Genomic DNA, 24,094 nt, shown 5'->3' with positions numbered 1-24,094 from the left:
CGCAACAGACCACGCAAACAGGGGAGTTGAGGCATGACACGGCCGATCGCACACCCGCTGCTCCTGGCGGCGGTGCTGCTCACCCTGCTCGCGGGCTCGCTCGCCGCCTGGGCGGGCTGGTCCTGGTACGGGGCCGCACACGAGGACTCCGGCGGTTACGCGGCCGAGCGGGACGAGGTGCTCGCCGCCGGGGAGCAGGCGGTGCAGAACCTCAACACCCTCGACCACCGCAGGCTCTCCGGCGGGCTCGACCTGTGGGAGCAGTCGACCACCGGCGAACTGCACGAGCAACTCGTCGGCGGGCGCGCGGACTTCGAGAAGCAGGTCGAGCAGGCGAAGACCGTCACCACCGCCCGGGTGCTGTCCGGAGCCGTCACCGAACTCGACGACCGGGCGGGCAAGGCGCGCGTCCTCATCGCGCTGCGCGTCACGGTCCGCGCCCCCGAGGGCGAACCGAGCGACAAGGACAGCCGCATGGTCGGCGAACTCACCCGCACCGCGGGCGACTGGAAACTCAGCGCGCTCGGCCAGGCCCCGGTCGGCGACACCGCGACCGGCTGAACCGGCGACCCGGGAGGACCGCAAGGATGTCGACAACCCGCCACCACCTCAACCGGCAGCGCCGCCTCAGCGCCGCCCGCACCGTCCGCGCCGAGACCCCGCCCACCCGCTCGGCTGCCCCGGCGTCGACCACCGCCCCGGGCTCCCTCGGCACCCTGCCCGCGCCGGGGGCGCCGGGGACGGAGCCGGAAGAGGCCGCCGACGCACGCTTGCGGGGGGAGAGCCCGCAGGCGGAGCCGCCACCGGAGCCAGGCGGGACACGGTCGGAGGCAGAGGCCCCGCAAGGGGAGGAGCCTCAGTCGAAGTCGAAGTCGAAGTCAGGCTCGGAGCCGGAGGAGCCGGGGCCGGAACCGGGGAAGCCCGCCGCTCCCACCGCCGCAGCCCCCACCCGCACCCCCCGCCTCCTGCTCGCCGTGCTCGGCATCCTCACCCTCCTCCTCGGCGCCTTCGCGGGCCTCGGCTTCAGCCGTTCGGCCGCCCTGGAGGACGACCCGGCCGGCCGCAACACGGCCCTCACCGACCTCGCCCGCACCAGCGAGGTCAAGGGCAAGGCCGGCGAGCTGGTCGGGTCCCTGTTCTCGTACGACTACGCGGACCCGGACAAGGCGGCCGAGGCGGCGGCAACTCTGCTGACCGGCAAGGCGGTTGACCAGCACCGCGCACTGCTCGCAGACGTCAGAGCCCAGGCGCCGAAGCAGAAGCTGGTGCTGACCACGACCGTGACCGACAGCGCGGTGGAGCGCATCGAGGGCGACCGGGCCAGGGTCCTGGTCTACGCGGACCAGGCCGGCGTCAGCACGGCGGGCGGGCCCGCGAAGAGCAAGCCGAAGAAGCAGAGCGGAAAGGACGAGCAGCCGGACGCGAAGGACGGCAAGGACGCAGCGGGCTCCGACTCCACCGAGGGCGGGGCGAGTTACGCGGGCGCGGTGTTCACCCTCGACCTCCTCCACAAGGACGGCCGCTGGCTGGTCTCCGGCATCGACACCTTCGGCTCCTGAACGGCCCGCGTCGCCGTCACCCGGCGCCGACCTCACAACTCCACTGCATACGCAGCCTCTTGGGCCGCCTCCTCATCGGAAAGGACCCGGCCCTTCACACACCACGCCATGGAGGCCGTGGGCGGCATCTCCGCCTCCATGGACCGCAGAACGTCGGCGACGAGTACCAGCAGCCCCTCGCCCCTCACCTATCCGGACCCGGCCCCGCACGCACACGGAAGAGGACGACCATGACAGGCGGATCACGCGGATCCCGACGACCGCGCCGACGGCTGCGTAGGCTGCGGCACGGAGCACGCGGTACCGCGGTGGCGGTCGCCGCCGTCGCCCTGCTCACCGCCTCCGGCGCGCCCGCTCTCGTACGCGAGGCCGCCGACCGGGACGGGACGGCGGGGGAGAGCACGGCACCCGCGCGGGCCCCGGGTCCGGCCGAGGGGCCGGGCGACGGTTCGTACCACACCGAACTGCCGCCGCTCGGCGCCGAGATGGGCATCGGGATGGTGCCGGACGCCGTGCAGATCCGTGCCCAGTCCGGCATCCCGGCCACCGTGCTCGCCGCCTACCGCGGGGCCGAGGCCTCGGTGCGCCGCAGCGACCCCGGCTGCCGGCTGCCCTGGCACCTGCTCGCCGCCATCGGCAAGGTGGAGTCCGGCCAGGCGAGCGGCGGCGCGGTGACCGCGGACGGCACCACCCGCGGCCGGATCCTCGGCCCGGCGCTCGACGGCAAGGGCTTCGCGCTGATCCGCGACTCGGACGGCGGCGCCTACGACGGCGACCGGGTGTACGACCGGGCGGTGGGCCCGATGCAGTTCCTGCCCACCACCTGGGCCCGCTGGGGCGCCGACGGCAACGGCGACGGCCGCCGCGACCCCGACAACGTCTTCGACGCGGCGCTGGCCGCGGGCCACTACCTGTGCGCGGGCCCCCGCGACCTGTCCGTACCGGCCGACCTGGACCGTGCGGTGCTCAGCTACAACCACTCCCGTGAGTACCTCCAACTCGTGCGGTACTGGCTGGAGTTCTACCGCAACGCCGTCCACGCGGTACCGGACGGCACGGGTGTGGTCCCGGCCAGCCCGGGCGCGGGAGGGAAGACCCCGGCGACCCGCCCGGTCGGCGGCGAGGGCGGTGGCGGCAAGGGGAGCGGCGGCATCATCATCGGCCCGAAGCCCTCGCCCACCTCCTCCGGCAGCCAGGCCCCGGGCCACCCGGACCGTCCCGACCCGAGCACCAGCCCGGGCCCGGACCCCTCGGACACCGGCGGCCCTTCACCGGACCCGACCGGCTCCGGCTCCCCCACCGGCGAACCGACACCCACCGCCCCGGGCGAACCCTCCGACTGCCCCACGGACACCACAAGCCCGACACCGCCCAACTCGCCCTCCCCGACCCCCACTCCGGGAGAAGAGGACGGGGACCCCTGCGGCGAACCAACCCCCACGAGTACCACGAGCCGCCCCTGACCGGGCACGGCGGGGCGTCCGACGGCAGGCGCCGGGGTTACGCGATCTGCCCGGCCTTCACCCCGGCGGTGAACTTGGCCCAGTGGGCGGCGGAGAAGCCGAGCACCGGTCCGTGCGGGATCTTGCTGTCGCGGATTGCCTTGCGGGCGCAGGGGAGTTGGGCTACTTCGAGGCAGTCGCCGTTGGTGCCGGAGTAGGAGGATTTCGTCCAGACCAACTCGTCGACGGACCGGCGGGAGAAGGGGAGATTCATTCTCTACCTCGTTTCCTTGAGGGCGTCCTGGACAAGAGCCCGGGATTTACTGGCATGTGCCGCCGCGACGTTGAGTCTGCGGAAGAGCGTGGTGTAGGTGTCCACGTCGCTCGACTCCTCGTAGTACAAGGTGCTGGTCGGCGACTCGGTGTAGATGATGTCGGTCTCCGCGGTGGCGGGGAAGGTCATGATGACGAAGGCGGTCCGAACAGGCAGCAATTCATGGCGACTTCGCCCTTCCCTCTACGAACACCACAAGCCCGGCACCCACGACTCGCCCTCGCCGACCACCACTCCGGGAGAAGAGGACGAGGACTCCTGCGTCTTGCCGAGCCTCACGAGTACCGCGAGCGCACCTGACCGGCGGGGCGCCCGTGGAGAAGCGCCGGGGTTACGCGATCTGCCCGGCCTTCACCCCGGCGGTGAACTTGGCCCAGTGGGCGGCGGAGAAGCCGAGCACCGGTCCGTGCGGGATCTTGCTGTCGCGGACTGCCCTGGATTCGCCGGGGAGTTGGGCTGTCTCCAGGCAGTTTCCGTTGGTGCCGGAGTATGAGGACTTGGTCCACGTCAACTCGCCGGGTGAGGCGGAGGAGAGGGAGGAATTCATTCTCTGCATCGCTTCCTTGAGGGCGGCTTGAATGCGGGGTCGCGCTCTACTGGCGTTGGCCGTTGCGCGCGGGGTCGCGCTCTACTGGCGTTGGCCGTTGCGACGTTCAGTCTTCGCAAGAGCGTAGTGCTGCAGGTGTCCCCGTCCAGGGATTCCCGCGACAGTGCTCGGCGTCGTTCGCCGCGTACCTCGATCCGGGGCGCCCTTTCTTCGGCAGCGAGATCAGGTCTCTGTAGTCGCGCCATGAGGCCCCCAAGAAGAGGCCCCCAAGAAGGCGAGCAGGCCGCGGGCGAACTCGCCGACGCGCTTCGGCTCGCCGGGCTCACCCTGCCCTCGCTGCGGGGTGACCTGCCGACGATCACCGGGGAGCCGCTCGTCCAACTGGGCCGCGCCTCGGTGCCGTTGGTGCGGGAACTGGCCCAGTGGATCCGGGACCGGGCGGACCGGACGGATCGCACGGGGCACTGAGAACCGGGCCGCCGCGGAGCGGTCAGGAGATGGTCCGCAACGGGTCCGGAACCCCCCGCCCGGTCTCCTCGTCCCGGGGCAGCAGCAGCGGGGTGGCCAGGATGAGCAGGCCCGCGGTGGTGAGTGCGGTGCGGGGGCTGGTGGCGTCGGCGAGCAGGCCGGCGAGGGCGGTGAGGGTGGCGATGGCGGCCTGCTGGCCGATGGACCAGGCCGAGAGAGTGCGGGTGACGAGATGGAGGGGGGTGTGTTCGAGCCGGTAGGTGGCGAGCACCGGGGTGTACAGGCTCATGTTGATGATGATCGCCAGCTCCAGGACGATCACGGTGGCGAGGCCGAGGACGCCGGGCCGGACGAAGGCCAGGCCGATCAGCCAGATGACGCGCAGGGTGCCGACGGTGCGGAAGACCCGGTGGCGGCCGTGGCGGGCCACGACGCGGCGGGCCAGCCGTGAGCCGAGGAGTCCGCCGAGGCAGGGGGCGGCGAAGGCGAGTCCGTACTGCCAGGGCGGGAAGCCGAGTTGGCGCAGGAGGAGCACGGCGAGGAGCGGCTCGGTGGCCATGATCAGGCCGGAGACGAGCAGGTTGTTGAGGTAGAGCGCCCGCAGGCCGGGATGGCCGAGGATGTGCCGCCAGCCGTCGAGCACCCCGGCCGCCCGGACCGGGCTCTTCCCGGTGGGCCGCGGTGTCTCCTCCCGGTCGCGGATCGCGGTGAGGGCGAGGGCGGAGAGCAGGTGGCTGAGGGCGTCGGCGAGGACGGTGGCGACCGGGCCGAACAGGCCGATCGCCGCGCCGCCGAGCGGTGGGCCGACGGCGAGGGAGCTCCAGTTCGTGGACTCGAAGCGGGAGTTGGCCACGAGCAGGTCCTCGGGCCGGACGAGGGACTTGAGGTAGGCGCCCCCGGCCGCGGTGAAGGCGATCCTGGCCGCGGCGACCACGGTGGAGACCACGAGCAGCTGGGCGAGACCGAGCCACCCGAGGGCGTAGGCGACCGGGACCGAGGCCAGGACGGCGCAGCGGATCAGGTCCGTCGCGATCATGACGGGGCGTTTGCGCCGGAACTCCCCCCACGGGGCGAGCGGCACCGCGATCAGCGCGCCCACCGCGGGCCCCACCGCGGACAGCGCGGACACCTCGGCGGGAGTCGCGTGCAGGGCCAGCACGGCGATCAGCGGCAGGGCACCGAAGCCGAGCCCGGAGCCGTAGGCGCTCACCGCGTAGGCCGCCCACAGCCAGCCGAACTCCCGGCCCAGCGGTCTGCCGCCCACCATGCTCCGCGCTCCCCCCGAACAAACCGGCGTTGACCGGGAGAGCCAAGCGAGCGGCACCGCCGCAGGTCAAACAACCGCACGGGCGCATGTGTACAACCGGTGGTTGTTGCCTAAGGTGGATCGGCGTGGACCTCGAAGCCGTACGCACCTTCGTCGCCGTCGCGGAAGCCGGTCAGTTCCAGCGGGCCGCCGCCGAGCTGGCGGTCAGCCAGCAGGCCGTCTCCAAGCGCATCGCCGCGCTCGAACGCGCCCTGGATGTACGGCTGTTCACCCGTGCCCCGCGCGGCGCCGAACTCACCATCGACGGGCAGGCGTTCCTGCCCCAGGCCCGCGAGCTGCTGCGGGTCGCCGAGCGCGCGGTCGCCTCCGTGCGCCCCGGCCGCCGTCCGCTGCGCGTCGATGTGCTCGCCTCGCGCGGCGCCCAGTCGGGCCTGATGCGCGGCTTCCACCGCGCGTATCCGGAGGTCGACCTCGACGTGGTGATGCTGTTCGAGATCGAGGCGGCCCTCGGCGCTGTCCGCTCCGGGGCGATCGACGCCTCCTTCCGCGCCGTCACCGCCCCGGGCCACGCGCTCGACGAGGACATCGCCTCCGTCCGCGTGCTCGACGAGCCGCTCCAGCTCCTCACCGGCCCCGCCCACGCGCTGGCGGGCGCCCGGTCGGTGACCCTCGACCAGCTCGCCGGGCACCGGATCTGGATGCCCGGCATCGTCCCGGGTACCGAGTGGGGCGCCTACTACGACGAACTCACCGCCGAGTTCGGCCTCACCATCGAGGCGACCGGTCCCAACTTCGGCTCCGACGCGCTCCTCGACACCATCGCCGACACCCCGGCCCTGGCCACCTTCATGGGCGAGCACACCCGGCTCATCTGGCCCGCGGGCCACGGACTGCGCCGTATCCCGGTGACCGATCCGACCCCGGTCTACCCGCACTCGCTCCTGTGGCACCGCGACAACCCCCACCCGGCCCTGGCCACCCTGCGCGCCCATCTCGCCGCCACCGCGGCCGGTCACGGCGCCGCCGGGACCTGGACACCGGGCTGGGTGCTGCCCCGCTGAACAGGCGTACTCGGCGGGGGAGTTGCCACAGGTTCCGCCCATGGGGGACAGGGGGGTCAGGGCGTCAGTCGTCCGGCCGCGGCTCCCGGCCCGCCCCCTCGAAGATCACCGGCACCTCGAACGCCGCCCGCCTGGTCGCCCGCCGCAGGGCGCGCAGCACCGTACCGCCGAGGGTGAAGGTCAGGACCACGGTGAGCGCGGCGCGGCCGAGGTCCCAGCCGAGGGAGGTGGCGAGGCAGTAGGCGAGGAAGCGGGCCAGGTTCTCGTGCAGGGCGAGGTCGGGGTCGAAGGCGACGCCGGAGCTGAGGGAGTCCATGAAGGGCCAGCCGGAGAGGTTCATGATCGTGCCGTAGGCGAGGGCGGCCAGGCCTCCGTACCCGGCGAGCAGCAGGAGTTCGCCGCGGCCGCGCAGGCGGGCCGGGCCCGGCAGCAGTCCGGCGCCCATGGTGAACCAGCCCATGGACAGCATCTGGAAGGGCATCCAGGGCCCCACTCCGCCGGTGAGCAGCGCCGAGGCGAACATGGTCACCGAGCCGAGGACGAAGCCGAAGCCCGGTCCGAGGACCCGGCCGCTGAGCACCATCAGGAAGAACATCGGCTCCAGGCCCGCGGTACCGGCGCCGAGCGGGCGCAGGGCCGCCCCGGTCGCGGCGAGCACCCCGAGCATCGCGACCGCCTTCGGGCCGAGCCCGGACTCGGACAGCGCCGCCGTGACCACCCCGACAAGCAGCACGAGCAGCCCCGCGAAGAGCCAAGGGGCGTCCTGCGCATGGGCGTTGACCCCCGATTCCCGGCTCGCGAGCAGCGGCCAGCCGAAGGCCGCCACGCCCACGGCGCTCACCAGGGCCAGCGCGAGGACCGAGCGCGGGCCGATCCGTACGGCGCGTACCGCCGCCCGGGAGGGGGCCTCAGGGTGCTCGGTGGTGCTCCGGCCGCTCATGTCAGCGCCTCCTCGACCTGGGCGACGGTGAGCCACTGCTGCGGGGCGAGGATCTTCGTCACCTGCGGGGCGAAGGAGGGCGAGGAGACCACGATCTCGGCGGTCGGCCCGTCGGCGACGCTCTCGCCCTCGGCCAGGATGACCACCCGGTGGGCGATCTCGGCGGCCAACTCCACGTCGTGGGTGGCCAGTACGAGCGCGTGGCCCTCGGCGGCGAGTTCGCGCAGGATGCCGGCGAGGCGGGACTTGGCGGCGTAGTCGAGGCCGCGGGTCGGCTCGTCGAGCAGCAGCAGCGGGGGCCGCGCGGTCAGGATCACGGCGAGGGCGAGCACGAGTCGCTGGCCCTCGGAGAGGTCCCGCGGATGGGTGCCGTCCCCGATCCCGGGCAGCAGCCGCGTCACGAGGTCCCGGCAGCTGCCGGGCGCCGCCGCCGCGTCCCGGTCGGCCGCCGCGCACTCCGCCGCGACGGTGTCCGCGTACAGCAGATCGCGCGGCTCCTGCGGTACGAGGCCTACGTGGCCGAGGAGTTGACGCGGCGCCGTGCGGTGGGGGACGAGGCCCTGGACGTGCACGGTGCCCGCGGTGGGGGCGAGGAGGCCGACCAGGGCGGAGAGCAGGGTGGACTTGCCCGCGCCGTTGCGGCCCATCAGCGCCACCGTCTCACCCGGCCGTACGGTCAGGTCCACGCCCCGCAGCGCCTCGACCCGGCCGCGGCGCACCCCGAGCCCGCGCACCACGGCGACGGGGGCCGGGGCGGGTGCCTTCTTGTCCGATCGGCGGGTGTCCGGTCCGGCCGCGCCGGGTCGGACCGCGCCCGGTCCGGCTGTCCCCGGCCCTGATGCCGCCGATCCCGATGCCACCGACCTCGGTGCCGCCGATCCCGTAGCGCCCGCTCCTGCACCGCTCGATGCCGCAGCACCCGATCCTGTCGTGCCCGGTCCCTCTGCGCTCGGGCCCTCCTCCGCGCCCGAACTCGCCCTGTCCGCGCGCCCGTTGTCGGCCGGTGGACTCCGGTGCGCGAGGCGCCCGCGCAGTTCGGCCGCGCGGCGGCGGGCGGCGCGGACCGTGAGCGGCAGCGGGGACCAGCCCGCGAGGCGGCCGAGGCCGACCACCGGGGGGAAGACGGGGGAGCGCGCCATGAGGGCGGCCGGGTCGCCGAGCACCGGGGGCTCGCCGCGGCCGGGCAGCAGCAGCACCTGGTCGGCGTACTGGACGACGCGTTCCAGGCGGTGCTCCGCCATCAGTACCGTCGTGCCGAGGTCGTGTACGAGGCGCTGGAGCACGGCGAGCACCTCCTCGGCGGCGGCCGGGTCGAGGGCGGAGGTCGGTTCGTCGAGGACGAGGGCGCGCGGGTGCGGGGTGAGCACCGAGCCGATGGCGACGCGCTGCTGCTGCCCGCCGGAGAGGGTGCCGAGCGGGCGGTCCCGCAGCGGGGCGAGGCCGAGCAGGTCGAGGGTCTCCTCCACCCGGCGGCGCATCACCGCGGGGGCGAGGCCCAAGGACTCCATGCCGTAGGCGAGTTCGTCCTCGACGGTGTCGGTGACGAAGTGCGCCAGCGGGTCCTGGCCCACGGTGCCCACCGCGTCGGAGAGTTCGCGGGGCTTGTGGGTACGGGTGTCGCGGCCCGCCACCGTCACCCGGCCGCGCAGGGTGCCGCCGGTGAAGTGCGGGACCAGTCCGCCGACCGCGCCGAGCAGGGTGGACTTGCCCGCGCCCGAGGGGCCGACGAGCAGCACGAGTTCGCCCTCCGGGACGGTGAAGTCGGCCCCGGCGAGGGCGGGTCGGTCACTTCCGTCGTAGGTGACGGAGACCTCCTCGAAGCGGATCATGTGAACTCCTCGGCGCCGGGCGGCTGTTCGGGGGTGTGCGGGTCCGCGGGCGCGGGGCGCAGCCGGTCGCGGCGGGGCGCCGCGCTGCCGGTGGCGGCTGGCTCCGCTTCGGGTTCCGGGGTGCGGCCCGGGCGCTGCGCGGGCGGCGGCACCGGTGCCACCAGGGCGGGCAGCAGGCCGAGCAGGATGCCCGCGGCCGGCCACACCGGCAGCTCCGGCGCCACCAGCGGGACCACCCCGGGCCGCAGGGCCTCGGTGTAGGCGGACCCCGCCCAGATCATCACGGCGGCGACGGCGGCCCCGCTCGCGGCGACCAGCCAGGCCCGGGCGCCCCAGACGTCGGGGCGGTAGCGGGTGCGCGGCGAGCGGCGGCCGCCGAGGCGCAGCCCGGCGAGCACGGCGGCGACTCCCGCGCCGAGCAGGGGCGGTGCGTAACCGGAGCCGTCCTCGGTGAGCAGTCCGTAGGTGCCCGTGCAGACCAGGAGGAGGCCGCCGAGGGTCAGGGCGCCGGTGGTGCGCCGGAGCGCGGCGGAGACCGGGGTGGTGCGGCCGAAGCCGCGGGCGTCCATGGCGGCGGCGAGCGCCACCGAGCGCTCCAAGGCGCCCTCCAGGACCGGCAGTCCGACCTGGAGGAGTCCGCGCAGCCCCTTGTCGGGGCGCCCGCGCAGCCGCCGGGCCGCCCGCAGCCTGCCGATGTCCGCGATCAGCTGCGGGGCGAAGGTCATCGCGACCACCACGGCGACCCCCACCTCGTAGAGCGCGCCCGGCAGCGATTTGAGCAGGCGGAAGGGGCTGGCCAGGGCGTTGGCGGCGCCGACGCAGATCAGCAGGGTGGCGAGCTTGAGCCCGTCGTAGGCGGCGAAGACCAGGCCCTCGGCGGTGACCCGGCCGCCGATCCGCACGCCCTGCGCCCAGTCGGGCAGCGGCGCCTCGGGCAGCGTGAGGAGGACGTGCGATCCCGGGATCGGCGATCCGAGGACCACCGCGAACAGGAGCCGGATACCGAGGACCGCCAGTCCCAGGCGCACGAAGGCCCCGTACGAGCGGGCCCAGGGCGCCGAGGTCCGGCGCGCGGCGACCACGTACCCGGCGACCGCGATCAGCAGGCCGAGGAGCAGCGGATTGGTGGTGCGCGAGGCGGCGGTGCCGAGGCCGAGCGCCCACAGCCACCAGGCCCCGGGGTGCAGGGCGCCCGAGCGGCTCGCGAGGGGGGCCGGGCGCAGCGGGCCGCGGCGGGGCAGGGCGGTGGTGCGGGGCACGGCGGCGGGCCTCAGCCGCGGCGGCGCTTGGCCTGCACCCCGGCGGCGACGGCCACCAGGACGACCAGGGCGCCGCCGCCGATCAGGCCGAAGGAGGGGCCGCCGTCCTCGTCGCCGGAGCCGTCCCCGGTCTCGCCGCGGGTGCCGGGCTCGTGCTCGGCCTCGCCCGAGACCTGTTCGCCGCAGCCGGACTTCGGGTAGCCCGCGATGGCGCAGAGCAGGGCCTTGCTGTCGTAGCGCAGCGGTCTGGCCACCGCGGCGAGCGCCTCGGCGGTGGTGGCGTCGGCGGGCACCCGAGCGCAGACGGTGCGCGGCCTCGGCGGCGACTCGCGCCCGGGGGCGTCGGCCGGGGTGCCGAAGTCGAGGACCAGGGCGAGGCGTTTGCGGCCCTTCTCGGCGGGGGTGTCCGCGCAGACCGTGCCGAAGCCGGCCTCGCCGCGCGGCTTCGCGGCGTCCTTGGAGTCCTCGCTCACGGAGAACCGGAAGCCCTGCACCGACCCGTCCGCGGGGCGCGTCAGCGAGGGGCCCTGACTCGCGTACCGCCAGGCGTTGTCCTCGCGCTCCCAGAAGGACCAGTACCGGTAACCGGCGGCCCCCGCGGGCGCCGCCGCGAGCAGGACGGCGAGTACGGCGGTCAGTACGGCGGCGACCGGGGCGGCCAGGGCGGTCGCGCGGCGGGGTGCCGGGGTGCGGCGCCCGTCCGCCGGGGCCGCCGACTCCGGGACCCGGCCGGTCACTTCCCCTGCTTCTTGTTGCGGCTGCTGAACAGGAAGCCGACGCCGATACCGGCGACGAGCCCGACGCCGACGATCCACCAGACGCTGTTGCCGTCCTCGTCCTTCTCCTTGTCCTGCCCGGCGTCCTCGGCGCTGCCGTCCTTCTGCGACTCGGGTGCCGGGCCCTGGGCGCCGAGCGCGCCGACCAGGTCGGTGGAGCCGAAGGCGCGGGGGTCGGCGCCGACCGCGTGCGCGGCGAGCACCAGCTGCGCGTAGGCGGCGGGACCGCCCCCGCGCGCCCAGTCGGCGGCGTTCTCCTCCAGCCAGCCGTACGCCTTCTCCGCCGCGTCCGGGCGGCCCGCGGCGGCCAGCGCGACCACGGTGTCCGCGGTGTTGCCGAAGTCGGGCTTCTTCTCGGCGCCCGGCATCACCGACATCAGATGGGTGCCGCCCGTCAGCTCCTTCTCCAGGTAGTCCGCGGCGCCCGCCGCGGACTCCTTCGGGGTGGCCGCGCCGGGCTCGACGCAGGCGCCGCCCGCGTCCTTCTCGCTCCCGGTGGCGGCCAGGCCCTTGCCGAGGCTGCCGAGGACCCCGGCGGCGGAGGCGTCCGCGTTGGGCTCCAGCGGGCCCGGCCGCTGCCCGCCCGCGGACTTGCCGGGCTGGAAGGCGAAGGCGCCGCCGCCGTCCTTGACGGTGCAGGGCACGGTCAGCGCGTCCAGCGCGTCGAAGGGCGACTTGCCGCCCTTGCGCACCGCGGCCGGGTCCTCGCCCGCGGCCTTCAGGGCGCCGATGACCAGGGAGGTGGAGTTGGTGTCGCTGGCGCCGCCCGGGTTGTAGCCCCAGCCGCCGTCCTTGTTCTGCACCGACTTCAGCCAGCCGACGGCCTTGCCGGTGGTCTTCTCGTGCCCGCCGAGCGCGGCGAGGGCCTGCACCGCGGCGGCCGTGCTGTTGCTGTCCACGGGGGTCTTGCTGCCGCAGGCCGCGTCGGCGTCGGCGCGGAAGGGGGCGAAGGAACCGTCCGCGCACTGCTGTCCGGTGAGCCAGTCGACCGCCTTGTCCGCGGGCCGCACCGAGGCGGTGTGCTGGGCGAGGAAGGCGAGCGACTGCCGCCAGACCCCGTCGAACTGCGGGTCCGCCTTCCCGTACAGGCCGGAGGGCAGGGCCACCGAGGGGGACGGCTTCGGGGTCTCGGCGAGCGCGGCCGGCGCGGTGGCCGCCCCGGTCACGGCGACGGCGGCGAGAACCGCTGCGGTGCGGCGAACGTTCATGAGCGGCGGTGCCTCTCCCTGTGGCGGAGCCGGGCGGCACGGCACACGGAGCACCGGGCGGCTGCGGCCCCGTATGCCTCGACGGTGCCTGTCACCGGGGTCCCGGTGACGCGAGCCGGTCATATCCGCCCCGGGCATTCCGGCTCGCCGCCGTTTCGGGGACGGACGGCTCACGGTTGCGGGTCAGCGCCGGGTTTCCACCGGCTTCCCCCGAGGCGGGCATGAGAACGACGCGGTCACTTTACCGGTCGGGTCCGGGGGCGGTCCGGCCCGGCGGTTCCTCGGGCGGCCCGGCCGAGGTGAGGTCGATGAGGCGGCACACCGTCTCGATGTCGAAGCCGACCTGGGTGATCGAGGCGCGGCCGGAGACCCAGGTGATCAGCGCCGAGTGCCAGGTGTGCGCGATCACCCGGACCGCGGACAGCTGCGCCGGGCTCGGATCCGCGAGGCCCATGGCGTCCAGGATGAGCGCCATGGTCTGCCGGGTGACCTGGTCGACCTCGGCGCTCACCGAGCGGTCGGCGAAGGTCAGCGCGCGCACCATGGCGTCGGCGAGCAGCGGTTCGCGCTGGAGGGCGCGGAAGGCGCGCATCAGGGTCTCGGCGACCCGTTCGGCGGGGCCCGCCCCGTCCGGGGGCCGCTCGCGCAGCGTGGTGTGCAGCTGGCCGAGCTTGTCCTGCATGGTCGCCACGAGCAGATGGACCTTGGACGGGAAGTAGCGGTACAGGGTGCCGAGGGCGACCTGCGAGACTTCGGCCACCTCGCGCATCTGCACGGCGTCGAAGCCGCCCCGCGCGGCCAGCTCGGCGCTCGCGCGCAGCATCCGGCGGCGCCGGGCCGCCTGCCGCTCGGTCTGCGGGGAGGCCGGATGCGAGGGCCGTGCGTGCGTTGCCATCTGTCCGTTCCGTGCGGGCTGCCGGGTGCGGGAGCGTCGCCGCGCCGGGGCCGCGCTGCCCCCGGACGGCACAGCATGGCAGGGGGCTCGGCCGTGGCGCGAATCACCTGGTCCGCCCGGCACAGTACGGGCTACCAGCCGGTAAATTCGATCCTCCGAGCGTTCCGGAATGCTCCACTCTGAAACTTGTTCTAGGTTAGCGCCGCGCGTAGTCTCGCGTGAAAGAGCCGTGAGAAGGGGGCCCGGAGTGACCGCTGAGGCCAGGAAGGACGGCCATCGCGCGGGCTCCGCCCCCGACGGTGACCGGCCGCTGCGCATCGCCCTGCTCAGCTACAAGGGCAACCCGTACTGCGGGGGCCAGGGCGTCTACGTACGGCACCTGTCCCGGGAGCTCGCCCTCCTCGGCCACCAGGTCGAGGTCATCGGCGCCCAGCCCTACCCCGTCCTCGACCGGAACGGCACCGGCGGCGCCCCCAATCCGCGCCTGACCGAGCTGCCGAGCCTGGACCTCTACCGGCCCTCGGACCCCTTCCGCAGACCCGCGCGCGGCGAGTACCGCGACTGGATCGACGCCCTCGAAGTCGCCACCATGCTCACCGGCGGCTTCCCCGAGCCGCTCACCTTCTCGCTGCGGGCCGGTCGCCATCTGCGCGCCCGCGCGGGGGAGTTCGACGTCGTGCACGACAACCAGACCCTCGGATACGGGCTGTTGGGCGACCTCGGCGCCCCGCTGGTCACCACCATCCACCATCCGATCACCGTGGACCGGCAGTTGGAGCTGGACGCAGCCCCGCACTGGCGCCGCCGGGCCTCGGTGCGCCGCTGGTACGCCTTCACCCGGATGCAGAAGCGGGTGGCCCGCAGGCTGGAGTCGGTGCTCACCGTCTCCGGCAGCTCCCGGCAGGAGATCGTCGACCACCTCGGCGTCGCGTCCTCCCGCGTCCATGTCGTGCACATCGGCGCCGACACCGGCCTGTTCCGCCCCGACCCCGCGGTGGCCGAGGTGCCCGGCCGGATCGTCACCACCTCCAGCGCGGACGTCCCGCTGAAGGGGCTCGTCCACCTCGTCGAGGCCCTCGCCAAGCTGCGCACCGAGGTCCCCGAGGCCCATCTCGTCGTCGTCGGCAAGCGCGCCGAGGACGGCCCGGTCGCCCAGATGATCGAGCGCTACGGGCTCGAAGGCGCCGTCGACTTCGTCAAGGGCATCACCGACGAGGAACTCGTCGACCTGGTCCGCTCCGCCCAAGTGGCCTGCGTGCCCTCGCTGTACGAGGGCTTCTCGCTCCCGGCCGCCGAGGCGATGGCCACCGGCACCCCGCTCGTCGCCACCACCGGCGGCGCCATCCCGGAGGTCGCCGGAGCCGACGGGGAGACCTGCCTCGCGGTGCCGCCCGGCGAGTCCGGCGCGCTCGCCGCGGCCCTCGGGCGGCTGCTCGGCGACGAGGCGCTGCGCCGCAGGCTGGGTGCCGCGGGCCGGGAACGCGTACTCGCCAACTTCACCTGGGCCGAGGCCGCCCGGGGCACCGTCGAGCGCTACCGCGAGGCCCTCGCACGCTCCGGCGCCGCCCCCGCGCGCCGCCCCGTCTCCGCCGCCCGCCCGGCGGCCGAGGAAATCGCCGTACCGGATCGCGAAAGCAGGGCCACGTGCTGACCGTCGACTTCTCCCGCTTCCCGCTCGCCGCGGGCGATCGCGTGCTCGACCTCGGCTGCGGGGCCGGGCGGCACGCCTTCGAGTGCTACCGGCGCGGGGCGCAGGTCGTCGCCCTCGACCGGAACGCCGAGGAGATCCGCGAGGTCGCCACCTGGTTCGCCGCCATGAAGGAGGCCGGGGAGGCCCCGGTGGGCGCCACCGCCACCGCGATGGAGGGCGACGCGCTCGCGCTGCCCTTCCCCGACGACTCCTTCGACGTCGTCATCATCTCCGAGGTCATGGAGCACATCCCCGACGACAAGGGCGTCCTCGCCGAGATGGTCCGGGTGCTGCGCCCCGGCGGCCGGATCGCGGTGACCGTGCCCCGCTACGGCCCCGAGAAGGTCTGCTGGGCGCTGAGCGACGCCTACCACGAGGTCGAGGGCGGCCACATCCGCATCTACCGGGCCGACGCACTCCTCGACCGGATGCGCGAGGCCGGACTCAAGCCCTACGGCACCCACCACGCGCACGCGCTGCACTCCCCGTACTGGTGGCTCAAGTGCGCCTTCGGGGTGGACAACGACAAGGCGCTGCCGGTGCGCGCGTACCACAAGCTGCTCGTCTGGGACATCATGAAGAAGCCGCTGGCCACGCGCCTCGCGGAGCAGTTGCTCAATCCGGTCGTCGGCAAGAGCTTCGTCGCCTACGCCACCAAGCCCCACCTGCCGAAGGCCGAGGCGTGACGAGCCCCGAGCGGACCGAACACCTCGTCCTCGACGGCGTCCTCACGGCCGAAGAGGCCGCCCGCACGGTCCGGGGGATCCTCGCCGCCCAGCGCCCGGACGGCGCCATCCCCTGGTTCCGGGGCCACCACCTCGACCCCTGGGACCACACCGAGGCGGCCATGGCGCTGGACGCCTCCGGCGAGCACGAGGCCGCCTGGCGCGCCTACGACTGGCTGGCCCGGCACCAGAACCCGGACGGCTCCTGGTACGCGGCCTACACCGACGGCAACTTCGACGAGGTCAGCGACCGCAGCTGCGAGACCAACTTCACCGCGTACATCGCGGTCGGCGTCTGGCACCACTATCTGGCCACCGGCGACGACACCTTCCTGGACCGGATGTGGCCGGTGGTGGCCCGGGCGATGGAGTTCGTGCTCGGGCTCCAGCAGCCCGGCGGGCAGATCGGCTGGAAGCGGGAGGCGGACGGCACGCCCGTCACCGAGGCGCTGCTCACCGGCTGCTCCTCGATGCACCACGCCCTGCGCTGTGCGCTCGCCCTCGCCGAGCAGCGCGAAGAGCCGCAGCCCGACTGGGAGTTGGCGCTCGGCGCGCTCGGCCACGCGATCCGCTCGCACCCCGAGCTCTTCCTCGACAAGGACCGCTACTCGATGGACTGGTACTACCCGGTCCTCGGCGGCGCGGTCACCGGCGAGGCCGCCAAGTCCCGTATCGCGGCGGGCTGGGACCGCTTCGTGGTGCCGGACCTCGGGGTGCGCTGCGTGGTCCCCAACCCCTGGGTGACCGGCGGCGAATCCGCCGAACTCGCCCTGGCACTCTGGGCGGTGGGCGAATCCGACCGCGCCCTGGAGATCCTCCAGTCCATCCAGCACCTGCGCGAGCCGGAGAGCGGCCTCTACTGGACCGGCTACGTCTTCGAGGACGCCGCCATCTGGCCGCGCGAACTCACCACCTGGACCGCCGGATCCGTCCTCCTCGCGGTCGCCGCCCTCGGCGGCGACGAGGCCACCTGCGCGGTCTTCTCCGGCGAACGCCTGCCGCGCGGACTCGCCCCGGACTGCTGCTGAGCCCCTCCGGGCAGCTCAACTCCTCCACAGTCCAGGGGTGGTTGAGGTTCAGGCCCGCCGCGGTGAGAGGGGCCCCGCCGGGTGCGGGGCCCCGCGGTCACCGCGCCGAGATCCGCACCACTCCGGTCACGCTGCCCTGGAGGTAGCTGCCGTCCGGGGCGAGGGTCCCGGCCATCTGCAGGGTGTCGTACGGGAATCCGCGACCGATCGGCCGGGAGCGGGTGACGCGGCCGGTGCCGGGGTCGATCTGGGCGTAGCGGTAGCGGTCGAGCAGGCCGGTGCCCTTGGTGCCGGGGATCAACGGGTCCCGCAGCACGGTGTGCAGCCGGTGGTCGGCCGTCGACAGCTTCGGCACCGCCGCCGAGCGCAGGGTGGTGTCCCAGACCTGCTCGCAGCCGGTCCCGTCCGGCCGTACGTCCACCCGCGTCAGCCCGCCCGCGAAGTCCGCCGTGGCGGGGACGGCCTCACCGGCGCCCTCCGGGACCGCCGGATACGGATAGCCGTAGGTGCCCGCGACGAAGACGCTGCGGCCCGCCCCGACGGGGGAGTTCTCGCTGCCGGGGCCGCCCGCGGCGCGCAGTACCGGCACCGAGCAGACCTGCTCGCCGGTGCCGGTCCGGTAGACCTTCAGATGGACGGTGGTATCGGCGTTGTCGACGATCGCGAGGTAGTCGGTTCCGCTCCCCGGGCCGAGGAAGGTGGGGGTGGAGCCGCTGCCGTGGCTCAGCATTCCCGGCTTGCGCGCCTGCCCGCGGTCGTACGCCCGCCGCCAGACGACCTCGGGCCTGCCCCCGGCCCCGGCGGTGAGCAGATAGGTGGCGTGGGTGGTGGTGACGGCGGTGCCCTCGGGGGCGGTGGAGATGCTGTTGGCGATGCGCTCCCCGGCCGGCAGCTGCCGGGAGCGGATCCGGCCGGTGCGGTCGTCGGCGACGCCCACCACTCCACCGCCGGTGGCGAACCAGACCCGCCCCCGCCAGTCCGGCGACAGCCCGGTCACCGCGTCCCCCTCGGGCAGCGCGGAGGCCAGCGAGAGCCGCCGCTCGATCGCCAACTCCCATTCCCCGGAGGCCTTTTGGCGGTGTCCGACACGGAGCAGATCCCGGCTGCCGTCCGCGACGACCAGCCGGTCGCGGTGGTCGAGATAGGCGTAGACCCCGCCGAGCAGCGAGCCCTTGGTGAGCCGCAGGGTGGCCAGCGAGCGGCCGTCCTCCGGGTCGAGCAGGTGGACCGTCGGCACCTGGCCGAGGATCGGCGTGCACAGCGCGACCGGATACCCGTCGGAGCCGACGAGCACGGTCGGGCAGGCGGAACCGGGCCCGGTCCGCGAGGAGTCCAGAGCCCCCGCACTCGGCCCGGCCAGCGGGGTGGTGTCCGAGGACCCGGTGTCACCGTGCATCGTCGCCGTGCCGTCGGGACCGGCGTACGGGTTGTGCGGAGGCACCGTGGGACGCTCGCCACCGCTCGGCGCCGCCCCGGCGGGTAGGGCACCGAGGCTGAGGGCGAGGACGCAGACCAGGGCGGACAGCAGGGCCCGGCGCCGGGGGAGCGGACCCGGGCGGGCGGGAGAACCGGGGGCGGGGGAGTGCGGTGCGTGGGGCATGGGGGACGGGTCCGTCCGTGCGGGTGGGCGGGCAGGGGAGAGCAAGTGGCGGGGTCAACTTGCTGGAGGTGAAGGGGAATTGGCCGTACGGCTCTGAGCCGGACCCGGAGCCGGACCCGGGATGGGCGAGGCGTGCGGGTGCGGTCACCGCCGGGGCGAAGCCACCGCCGGGTTCGGCGCGGGCGGTTCAGCGCGCGGCTGTACAGAGGGCGCCGGAGGTCCGCGCGAGGTCGACATGACGTCGGCGGGTGAGCAGCTGGCGCCGGGGCTTCATGGGCGTGATCGAAGCAGCCGCACCTCGGCGGGGTCAAGGCCTTCCGGGCGGCGTCCCGCAGGGTGGACCAGGGAGGACGTCCGGCGCGGAGAGGCGGCGGAGCGGGCGGAGAGACGGCGGGGCCCGCACTCGGAAGGCCGACAGGCATGGCGAACGACGACGGACATGGCGAACGACGACCGCGGAGCCCGGCTGGGAGGGGGGCGGTGGGTCGGTCGAGGGTCTGGCGTGACCGTGCGCCACGCGCGCGCCGAACGTCCTCAGGCGTGGGCGGCGTGTGTTCCGGGCACGGCGAAGGCCCCCGCTCCGAGGAACGGGGGCCTTCGGGGACTGCCGTGCGGGGTGCGGGGCCTCAGCCGCGCTGGATGCCGGAGGTGTCCTGGAGGACGCCGCGGCGGCCGTCCTGGGTCTGCGCGATCAGGTTCGGACCGCGCTGCTCGACGGCCAGGTACCAGGTACCGGGGGCCAGTTCGGCGATCGGCGTCGGCGCACCGTCCTCACCGAAGAGCGGGCGGGCCACCGGCACCGCGAACCAGAACGGCGTGAAGTCCGCCCCGCCCTGGGCGGCCGGGGCCGGAGCCGGGGCCGCCTGCTGCTGCGGCTGACCCGGCTGCGGGGCGCCGTAGGGCTGCTGGCCGCCGAAGGACTGCTGCGGCTGGCCACCGGGGTAGCCGTAACCGCCCTGCGGCTGGCCGCCGTAGGGCTGGGGAGCGGCCTGGCCGGGGGTGCCGGCGAGCGGGGCCTTGAGGGCCGGGAGCACGAGGGTGGCGACCGCGGCGGCGGCCAGCACCAGGGCGGCGATGAAGCCGAGGATCAGACCGGCACCGGCGTCGATGTCCGGGACGTTCTGTCCGCCGTCCACGAAGGTGCCCGGGTCGATCAGCGACCAGAGCGCGCCCCAGGCGGAGGCGACGGTCAGCACGACACCGGCCTGGCCGAGGTCGATGCCCAGCACCTTCGGCTGAGTGGGCAGGCCCCGCGCGACGACGATCAGGGCCGCACCGGCGATCCCCGCGACGTACACGCTCATGACGAGGCCGAGGTTGTCCCAGGCCATGGGGGTGTCGTCGCCGAAGTCGTCGATGGTGTCGAGGAACGAGGCGATGAACAGCAACACCGCTGCTCCGATCACCACGCCGTCGCCTCGAGTGAGGGATCGGATGTTCACTTCAGGTCCTTCGTCAGGTGGTCTCGTCCGTGGAGGCGTCGCTGGCACCGCAGTCGGATCAGGCGCTGTCGGAAGTCGGCTTCCTGGCCGGACATCGCGGTGTGAAGCGCGGGGATGGCCCCCCATCGTAAGGGTGACCATATCGTCAGTCGGCGGGGCGTGTTTACCCGGCCCATACCCTGGACCGTGCTACCTGCGCAGAAAGCTCTGGATGCCCTCGGAGATCCCTTGCGCGGCTTTCTGGCGCCAGTCACTGCTTGTGACCAGAGCGGCGTCTTTCGCGTCACGCATATTGCCGCACTCGATGAACACCTTCGGCACCGTGGACAGGTTGAGCCCGCCGAGGTCGCTGCGGGTGTCCAGGCCGGTGCCGCCGCCGATGTAGTTGGAGGGGGCGCTGCGGGTGACGCGGAGGAAGTTGCCCGCGATGCGCTCGCCCAACTCCCGTGAGGGGGCGGTGATCTTGCGTGTGTCCGCGGCGCCCGCGTGCACCGAGGCCGGGAGGATCACATGGAAGCCGCGGTTGCCGGGCGCGGAGCCGTCGGCGTGGATCGACACCGCGGCGTCGGCGCCCGCGGTGTTGCCGATCCGGGCGCGCTCGTCGACGCAGGGACCCCACGGGCGGTCGCCGTCGTGCGTCAACCGGACGGTGGCGCCCTGCTCCTCCAGCAGGGTCCGCAGCCGGTGGGCGACGTCCAGGGTGAATTTCGCCTCCGGATAACCGCCGTTGGTGGCGGTGCCGGTGGTGTCGCATTCCTTGCTGACCGCGCCGATATTCACCTGGCGATTGATTTCCGCCGTATGGGAGCTGTTGCCCGTGTTGTGACCGGGATCGATCACCACGGTCTTTCCCTTGAGCGGGCCCGAACGCCCCTTGCCGGTTTCGCCCTTGCCGTTTTCCTTGCCGTCACCGCGGCCCTTGTCCTTGTCCTTGCCGCCGTCCTTGTCCTTGCCGCCGGGATCGGTGGCGGAGGCCGAGGCATCGGGGGAGGAGCTGGGGCCGGCGCTCGGCGAGGAGGCGGAGACGGAGGGCGCGGACCCGCCCTGCGGCTTCCCGTCACCGGAGTCGGCGGTCGCCTGCCACACCAGCCAGCCGATGAGCGCGGCGGGCACCAGGGCCGCCGCCGTCACGGTCAGGGCGCGGCGATTGCGGCGCGGCGGGCGGGGATCGCTGTCCGGGGTCACATACGACACAGGGCCCGACCCTAGGGCATCCCGGGTGTCTCGCGCCGGGGACCGCCGCTTCCCGGGGGCCGTACGGAGGTACGGGTGCGGCGGAGCCCGCGGTTCCGTACCGGCCTTCGGGGTCCGTGCCGGCTTTCGTGGTTGCGTCCCGGCCTTCGGGGCGGGGCCCGCCTCCGGGCGGGAGCGGAATGACGGGCGGGAGCGGAAAGGGGGCGGAAGCCGGGCCCCGGGGTGGGGGAGCGGCGACCGGCGTCAGCTGTGGGTTCCGGCGGCCGCCGGTGCCGTCCGCCGCAGCACCCGGAGCGAACGGGTCACCGAGATCTCCGTGAACTCGCCCGATTCCAGGGCGCGTCGATGGATCCGGTACGGGGCCTGGCCGCCCTCGGCGGGGTCCGGGAAGACGTCGTGGATGACGAGGGTGCCGCCCTCGGCGACCTTGGGCGCCCAGCCCTCGTAGTCGCCGTTGGCGTGCTCGTCGGTGTGGCCGCCGTCGATGAAGACCAGGCCGAGGGCGCCCTGCCAGAGCCGGGCCACCTGCGGCGAGCGGCCCACCACGGCGACCACATGCTCCTCCAGATCCGCCCGGTACAGGGTGCGGCGGAACTCCGGCAGGGTGTCCATCCGGCTGTCCAGGCCCGGGGCGCGGTCGACGAGCTCCGGGTCGTGGTACTCCCAGCCCGGCTGCTGCTCCTCGCTGCCCCGGTGGTGGTCCACGGTCACCGCGGTGAGCCCGGCCGCACGGGCGACCGCGGCGAGCAGCAGCGTCGAACGCCCGCAGTAGGTGCCCACTTCGAGCAGCGGCAGCCCGAGCGCGGCGGCCTCGGCGGCGGCCGCGTACAGAGCGAGGCCCTCGTCCAGCGGCATGAAGCCCTTCGCGGCTTCGAAGGCGGCGAGCACCTCCGGCTCGGGGGTCTTCGGCGCGGCCTCGGCGGCCATGGGCTTCCTCCTGCGGTACGGCGCGTGCGCGCGGGCGTGCGCGGCCCATGCTGCCGTACCGCGCCCCGGGCCCGGCGCCCGGGGCGCGCGGCTCAGCGCGCGGCCGGTGCCTCCTCGGCCTCGCTCGCCGCGGGCAGCCGCATCTCGACCTCGACCAGGTCACCGGGCCCGGCATAGGTCGCCGAGCAGGCCCCCGGGCCGTGGCCGGGGGACCGGGCGGCGAGGACGAAGGTGCCGCTGTGCGGGGCGGGCAGCGTGAAGCGGCCCCCGGTGTCGCTGTGCGTGGCCCCGGCGCGCCGCCCGCGTCCGTCGATCAGGGTGATCCGGGCCAGGGCGAGCGGCAGGCCCGCGGCGTCGAGCACCCGGCCGTGGAAGCCGTCCTGCTGCCGGGCGCCCGCCGGGGCGGTGGACGGCTCCGCGGCGACGGTCCTGTCCAGGGCGGTCTTGCGCTGCGAGGGCAGGAAAAGGGCCAGGACCAGACCGGCCGCGACCGCGCCCGCCGCGATGAGGAAGGAGAGCCGGAAGCCCTCCATCGTCGGTATCGCCACGGGGCCGGACTGCTGTGCGGTGTGCGCCAGGACCATGCCGATGACGGCGCTGGAGACCGAGGTGCCGATGGACCGCATCAGGGTGTTGAGGCCGTTGGCGGCGCCGGTCTCGGAGGGGTCCACCGCGCCGATGATCAGCGCGGGCAGCGAGGAGTAGGCGAGGCCGATGCCGCCGCCCACCACGATCGAGAGGACCACGGTCTGCCAGGCGGCGTTCATCATGCCGAGCCCCGCCGTGTAGCCGAGGCCGATGATCAGCATGCCGAGGATGAGCGTGGTCTTCGGGCCGTGCTTCGCGGAGATCCGCGCGTACAGCGGGGCGGTGAGCATCATCGTCAGGCCGAGCGGGGCCACGCACAGACCGGCCACCACCATCGACTGGCCGAGGCCGTACCCCGTGGAGGCGGGCAGCTGGAGCACCTGCGGCAGGACCAGGGAGATCGCGTAGAAGGCGACCCCGACCATGATCGAGGCGAGGTTGGTGAGCAGCACCTCGCGGCGTGCCGTGGTGCGCAGGTCGACCAGGGGAGCGGTGGTGCGCAGCTCGTAGACGGCCCACAGCAGGAGCACCGCCACCGAGGCCCCGAACAGCCCGAGCACCCGGCCGGAGGCCCAGCCCCAGTCGCTGCCCTTGGTGACCGGCAGCAGCAGGAGGATCAGCCCCACCGAGAGGCCGAGCGAGCCCGGGACGTCGAAGCGGCCCTCGGCCCGTACGGCGGACTCCGGCACGGTGAGCAGGGTGAGCACGATCGACACGGCGCCGAGTCCCGCGGCGACGAAGAACAGGGTGTGCCAGTCGGTGTTCTGCGCCACCACGGCGGCCAGCGGGAGGGCGAGACCGCCGCCGACGCCGATGGAGGAGGACATCAGGGCCATCGCCGAGCCGAGCTTCTCGCGGGGCAGCTCGTCGCGCATCAGGCCGATGCCGAGCGGGATGGCGCCCATCGCGAAGCCCTGCAGCGCGCGGCCCGCGATCATGAGGATCAGATCGCTGGTGAAGGCGCATATCAGGGAGCCCACGACCATTACGGCCAGGCTCAGGAGCAGCATCCTGCGCTTGCCGTAGAGGTCGCCGAGCCGCCCCATGATCGGGGTCGAGACGGCGCCCGAGAGCAGGGTGGAGGTGAGCACCCAGGTGGCGTTGCTCGGTGAGGTGCCGAGCAGCACCGGCAGGTCCTTGATCACCGGCACGAGCAGCGTCTGCATGACCGCGACCACGATCCCCGCGAAGGCGAGCACGGGCACCAGGCCGGTGCCCCGGGGCCCCTTGTCGGGGTCGTCGGGGAGTACGGACAGGGGAACGGCCGCGGGGGCGGTGGTGCTGTCGTGCGGATCGGTCTGCGTCATCGCGTGCG

At 74.2% G+C, this 24,094-nt stretch carries 24 protein-coding genes and 1 riboswitch; of the genes, 8 read left to right on the top strand and 16 right to left on the bottom strand.

Annotation, left to right across the window (positions count from 1 at the left end; all coding sequences use genetic code 11):
- Positions 1-33: 33 nt before the first annotated feature.
- The 3 genes from HFV08_RS17770 (at position 34) to HFV08_RS17760 (ending at position 3,022) form a co-directional block, all read left to right on the top strand.
- Entirely contained in the window at positions 34-561 is a 528-nt protein-coding gene (locus HFV08_RS17770) for an Rv1363c family protein (RefSeq protein WP_168540644.1), read from the top strand.
- Positions 562-587: 26 nt separating this feature from the next.
- Positions 588-1,559: a hypothetical protein gene (locus HFV08_RS17765; RefSeq protein WP_168540642.1), complete on the top strand. Its 972-nt coding sequence runs from the start codon at positions 588-590 to the stop codon at positions 1,557-1,559.
- A 230-nt stretch (positions 1,560-1,789) separates the two neighbouring features.
- Complete coding sequence (locus HFV08_RS17760; protein ID WP_168540640.1) at positions 1,790-3,022, top strand: lytic transglycosylase domain-containing protein; 1,233 nt, start codon at positions 1,790-1,792, stop codon at positions 3,020-3,022.
- Positions 3,023-3,059: 37 nt separating this feature from the next.
- Here HFV08_RS17760 and HFV08_RS17755 read toward each other — a convergent pair whose 3' ends face one another.
- The 3 genes from HFV08_RS17755 to HFV08_RS17745 form a co-directional block, all read right to left on the bottom strand.
- Positions 3,060-3,275, bottom strand: coding sequence for a DUF397 domain-containing protein (locus tag HFV08_RS17755; protein WP_168540638.1), 216 nt, complete (start codon positions 3,273-3,275; stop codon positions 3,060-3,062).
- A 3-nt stretch (positions 3,276-3,278) separates the two neighbouring features.
- Complete coding sequence (locus HFV08_RS17750) at positions 3,279-3,464, bottom strand: Scr1 family TA system antitoxin-like transcriptional regulator (RefSeq protein ID WP_246341833.1); 186 nt, start codon at positions 3,462-3,464, stop codon at positions 3,279-3,281.
- 202 nt (positions 3,465-3,666) lie between these two features.
- Positions 3,667-3,882: a DUF397 domain-containing protein gene (locus HFV08_RS17745; protein WP_168540636.1), complete on the bottom strand. Its 216-nt coding sequence runs from the start codon at positions 3,880-3,882 to the stop codon at positions 3,667-3,669.
- Between the two features lie 243 nt (positions 3,883-4,125).
- Between HFV08_RS17745 and HFV08_RS17740 the strand changes: the two genes are divergently transcribed.
- Positions 4,126-4,350 (top strand): hypothetical protein, encoded by a 225-nt coding sequence (locus HFV08_RS17740; RefSeq protein ID WP_168540634.1) that lies wholly within the window; start codon positions 4,126-4,128, stop codon positions 4,348-4,350.
- Between the two features lie 22 nt (positions 4,351-4,372).
- On the opposite strand, the gene HFV08_RS17735 is transcribed toward HFV08_RS17740, so the two are convergent.
- A complete protein-coding gene (locus HFV08_RS17735) occupies positions 4,373-5,617 on the bottom strand; it encodes an MFS transporter (protein ID WP_168540632.1) in 1,245 nt (414 codons plus the stop codon).
- Between the two features lie 125 nt (positions 5,618-5,742).
- Between HFV08_RS17735 and HFV08_RS17730 the strand changes: the two genes are divergently transcribed.
- The gene (locus HFV08_RS17730) at positions 5,743-6,678 is read left to right on the top strand and encodes a LysR family transcriptional regulator (RefSeq protein WP_168540630.1); all 936 of its coding nucleotides are present in this window, start codon (positions 5,743-5,745) and stop codon (positions 6,676-6,678) included.
- Between the two features lie 64 nt (positions 6,679-6,742).
- Here the strand turns inward: HFV08_RS17730 and HFV08_RS17725 are convergent, their stop codons facing one another.
- From HFV08_RS17725 to HFV08_RS17700, 6 genes are all read right to left on the bottom strand, one after another.
- Positions 6,743-7,618: an ECF transporter S component gene (locus HFV08_RS17725; protein ID WP_168540628.1), complete on the bottom strand. Its 876-nt coding sequence runs from the start codon at positions 7,616-7,618 to the stop codon at positions 6,743-6,745.
- Positions 7,615-9,447, bottom strand: a complete 1,833-nt coding sequence (locus HFV08_RS17720; protein ID WP_168540626.1) for an ABC transporter ATP-binding protein — start codon at positions 9,445-9,447, stop codon at positions 7,615-7,617. Before HFV08_RS17720 ends, HFV08_RS17725 begins: the two co-directional genes overlap by 4 nt.
- Positions 9,444-10,706, bottom strand: coding sequence for an energy-coupling factor transporter transmembrane component T (locus tag HFV08_RS17715; RefSeq protein ID WP_312885671.1), 1,263 nt, complete (start codon positions 10,704-10,706; stop codon positions 9,444-9,446). The genes HFV08_RS17720 and HFV08_RS17715 overlap by 4 nt, the downstream gene beginning before the upstream one ends.
- An 11-nt stretch (positions 10,707-10,717) precedes the next feature.
- Positions 10,718-11,443 (bottom strand): SCO2322 family protein, encoded by a 726-nt coding sequence (locus tag HFV08_RS17710; RefSeq protein ID WP_376770653.1) that lies wholly within the window; start codon positions 11,441-11,443, stop codon positions 10,718-10,720.
- On the bottom strand, positions 11,440-12,690 hold the full coding sequence (locus tag HFV08_RS17705; RefSeq protein WP_168540624.1) for an SCO2321 family membrane protein: 1,251 nt from the start codon (positions 12,688-12,690) through the stop codon (positions 11,440-11,442). Before HFV08_RS17705 ends, HFV08_RS17710 begins: the two co-directional genes overlap by 4 nt.
- Before the next feature lie 132 nt (positions 12,691-12,822).
- A riboswitch (cobalamin riboswitch) is annotated at positions 12,823-12,901 on the bottom strand.
- Positions 12,902-12,931: 30 nt separating this feature from the next.
- Positions 12,932-13,585: a TetR family transcriptional regulator gene (locus HFV08_RS17700; protein WP_168540622.1), complete on the bottom strand. Its 654-nt coding sequence runs from the start codon at positions 13,583-13,585 to the stop codon at positions 12,932-12,934.
- 247 nt (positions 13,586-13,832) lie between these two features.
- On the opposite strand from HFV08_RS17700, the gene HFV08_RS17695 reads away from it, so the two are divergent.
- Genes HFV08_RS17695 through HFV08_RS17685 form a run of 3 tightly spaced genes read left to right on the top strand, consistent with a single transcriptional unit; the run spans position 13,833 to position 17,028 of the window.
- Positions 13,833-15,236 carry a glycosyltransferase family 4 protein gene (locus tag HFV08_RS17695; RefSeq protein ID WP_168540621.1) on the top strand — a complete coding sequence of 468 codons (1,404 nt, stop codon included), beginning with the start codon at positions 13,833-13,835 and terminating at the stop codon, positions 15,234-15,236.
- Positions 15,230-15,961 carry a class I SAM-dependent methyltransferase gene (locus HFV08_RS17690; RefSeq protein ID WP_168540619.1) on the top strand — a complete coding sequence of 244 codons (732 nt, stop codon included), beginning with the start codon at positions 15,230-15,232 and terminating at the stop codon, positions 15,959-15,961. Before HFV08_RS17695 ends, HFV08_RS17690 begins: the two co-directional genes overlap by 7 nt.
- Positions 15,958-17,028, top strand: a complete 1,071-nt coding sequence (locus HFV08_RS17685; protein ID WP_168540617.1) for a prenyltransferase/squalene oxidase repeat-containing protein — start codon at positions 15,958-15,960, stop codon at positions 17,026-17,028. Before HFV08_RS17690 ends, HFV08_RS17685 begins: the two co-directional genes overlap by 4 nt.
- Positions 17,029-17,125: 97 nt before the next feature.
- On the opposite strand, the gene HFV08_RS17680 is transcribed toward HFV08_RS17685, so the two are convergent.
- From HFV08_RS17680 to HFV08_RS17660, 6 genes are all read right to left on the bottom strand, one after another.
- Entirely contained in the window at positions 17,126-18,628 is a 1,503-nt protein-coding gene (locus HFV08_RS17680; protein WP_246341832.1) for a hypothetical protein, read from the bottom strand.
- Between the two features lie 187 nt (positions 18,629-18,815).
- The gene (locus HFV08_RS32375; protein ID WP_312885684.1) at positions 18,816-18,902 is read right to left on the bottom strand and encodes a putative leader peptide; all 87 of its coding nucleotides are present in this window, start codon (positions 18,900-18,902) and stop codon (positions 18,816-18,818) included.
- 352 nt (positions 18,903-19,254) lie between these two features.
- A complete protein-coding gene (locus HFV08_RS17675; protein WP_168540615.1) occupies positions 19,255-20,070 on the bottom strand; it encodes a DUF5336 domain-containing protein in 816 nt (271 codons plus the stop codon).
- Positions 20,071-20,259: 189 nt separating this feature from the next.
- A complete protein-coding gene (locus HFV08_RS17670) occupies positions 20,260-21,264 on the bottom strand; it encodes an N-acetylmuramoyl-L-alanine amidase (protein WP_168540613.1) in 1,005 nt (334 codons plus the stop codon).
- A gap of 243 nt (positions 21,265-21,507) precedes the next feature.
- Positions 21,508-22,191, bottom strand: coding sequence for a class I SAM-dependent methyltransferase (locus tag HFV08_RS17665; protein WP_168540611.1), 684 nt, complete (start codon positions 22,189-22,191; stop codon positions 21,508-21,510).
- Between the two features lie 92 nt (positions 22,192-22,283).
- Complete coding sequence (locus HFV08_RS17660; protein ID WP_168540609.1) at positions 22,284-24,086, bottom strand: MFS transporter; 1,803 nt, start codon at positions 24,084-24,086, stop codon at positions 22,284-22,286.
- Between the last annotated feature and the right edge of the window lie 8 nt (positions 24,087-24,094).

Origin of the sequence: Streptomyces physcomitrii (assembly GCF_012273655.1) — a bacterium.
GTDB lineage: Bacteria > Actinomycetota > Actinomycetes > Streptomycetales > Streptomycetaceae > Streptomyces > Streptomyces physcomitrii.
The sequence above is the reverse complement of the archived record's forward strand: the minus strand, read 5'-3'. Positions and strand labels throughout refer to the sequence as shown.

What these genes read in the sequence shown, in the direction of transcription:
- HFV08_RS32375 (WP_312885684.1), bottom strand. Translation starts at nt 18,902, where the DNA reads ATGAAGCCCCGGCGCCAGCTGCTCACCCGCCGACGTCATGTCGACCTC.
- HFV08_RS17760 (WP_168540640.1), top strand. Translation starts at nt 1,790, where the DNA reads ATGACAGGCGGATCACGCGGATCCCGACGACCGCGCCGACGGCTGCGT.
- HFV08_RS17770 (WP_168540644.1), top strand. Translation starts at nt 34, where the DNA reads ATGACACGGCCGATCGCACACCCGCTGCTCCTGGCGGCGGTGCTGCTC.
- HFV08_RS17745 (WP_168540636.1), bottom strand. Translation starts at nt 3,882, where the DNA reads ATGAATTCCTCCCTCTCCTCCGCCTCACCCGGCGAGTTGACGTGGACC.
- HFV08_RS17755 (WP_168540638.1), bottom strand. Translation starts at nt 3,275, where the DNA reads ATGAATCTCCCCTTCTCCCGCCGGTCCGTCGACGAGTTGGTCTGGACG.
- HFV08_RS17765 (WP_168540642.1), top strand. Translation starts at nt 588, where the DNA reads ATGTCGACAACCCGCCACCACCTCAACCGGCAGCGCCGCCTCAGCGCC.
- HFV08_RS17700 (WP_168540622.1), bottom strand. Translation starts at nt 13,585, where the DNA reads ATGGCAACGCACGCACGGCCCTCGCATCCGGCCTCCCCGCAGACCGAG.
- HFV08_RS17665 (WP_168540611.1), bottom strand. Translation starts at nt 22,191, where the DNA reads ATGGCCGCCGAGGCCGCGCCGAAGACCCCCGAGCCGGAGGTGCTCGCC.
- HFV08_RS17720 (WP_168540626.1), bottom strand. Translation starts at nt 9,447, where the DNA reads ATGATCCGCTTCGAGGAGGTCTCCGTCACCTACGACGGAAGTGACCGA.
- HFV08_RS17705 (WP_168540624.1), bottom strand. Translation starts at nt 12,690, where the DNA reads ATGAACGTTCGCCGCACCGCAGCGGTTCTCGCCGCCGTCGCCGTGACC.
- HFV08_RS17725 (WP_168540628.1), bottom strand. Translation starts at nt 7,618, where the DNA reads ATGAGCGGCCGGAGCACCACCGAGCACCCTGAGGCCCCCTCCCGGGCG.
- HFV08_RS17680 (WP_246341832.1), bottom strand. Translation starts at nt 18,628, where the DNA reads ATGCCCCACGCACCGCACTCCCCCGCCCCCGGTTCTCCCGCCCGCCCG.
- HFV08_RS17750 (WP_246341833.1), bottom strand. Translation starts at nt 3,464, where the DNA reads ATGACCTTCCCCGCCACCGCGGAGACCGACATCATCTACACCGAGTCG.
- HFV08_RS17740 (WP_168540634.1), top strand. Translation starts at nt 4,126, where the DNA reads ATGAGGCCCCCAAGAAGAGGCCCCCAAGAAGGCGAGCAGGCCGCGGGC.
- HFV08_RS17660 (WP_168540609.1), bottom strand. Translation starts at nt 24,086, where the DNA reads ATGACGCAGACCGATCCGCACGACAGCACCACCGCCCCCGCGGCCGTT.
- HFV08_RS17735 (WP_168540632.1), bottom strand. Translation starts at nt 5,617, where the DNA reads ATGGTGGGCGGCAGACCGCTGGGCCGGGAGTTCGGCTGGCTGTGGGCG.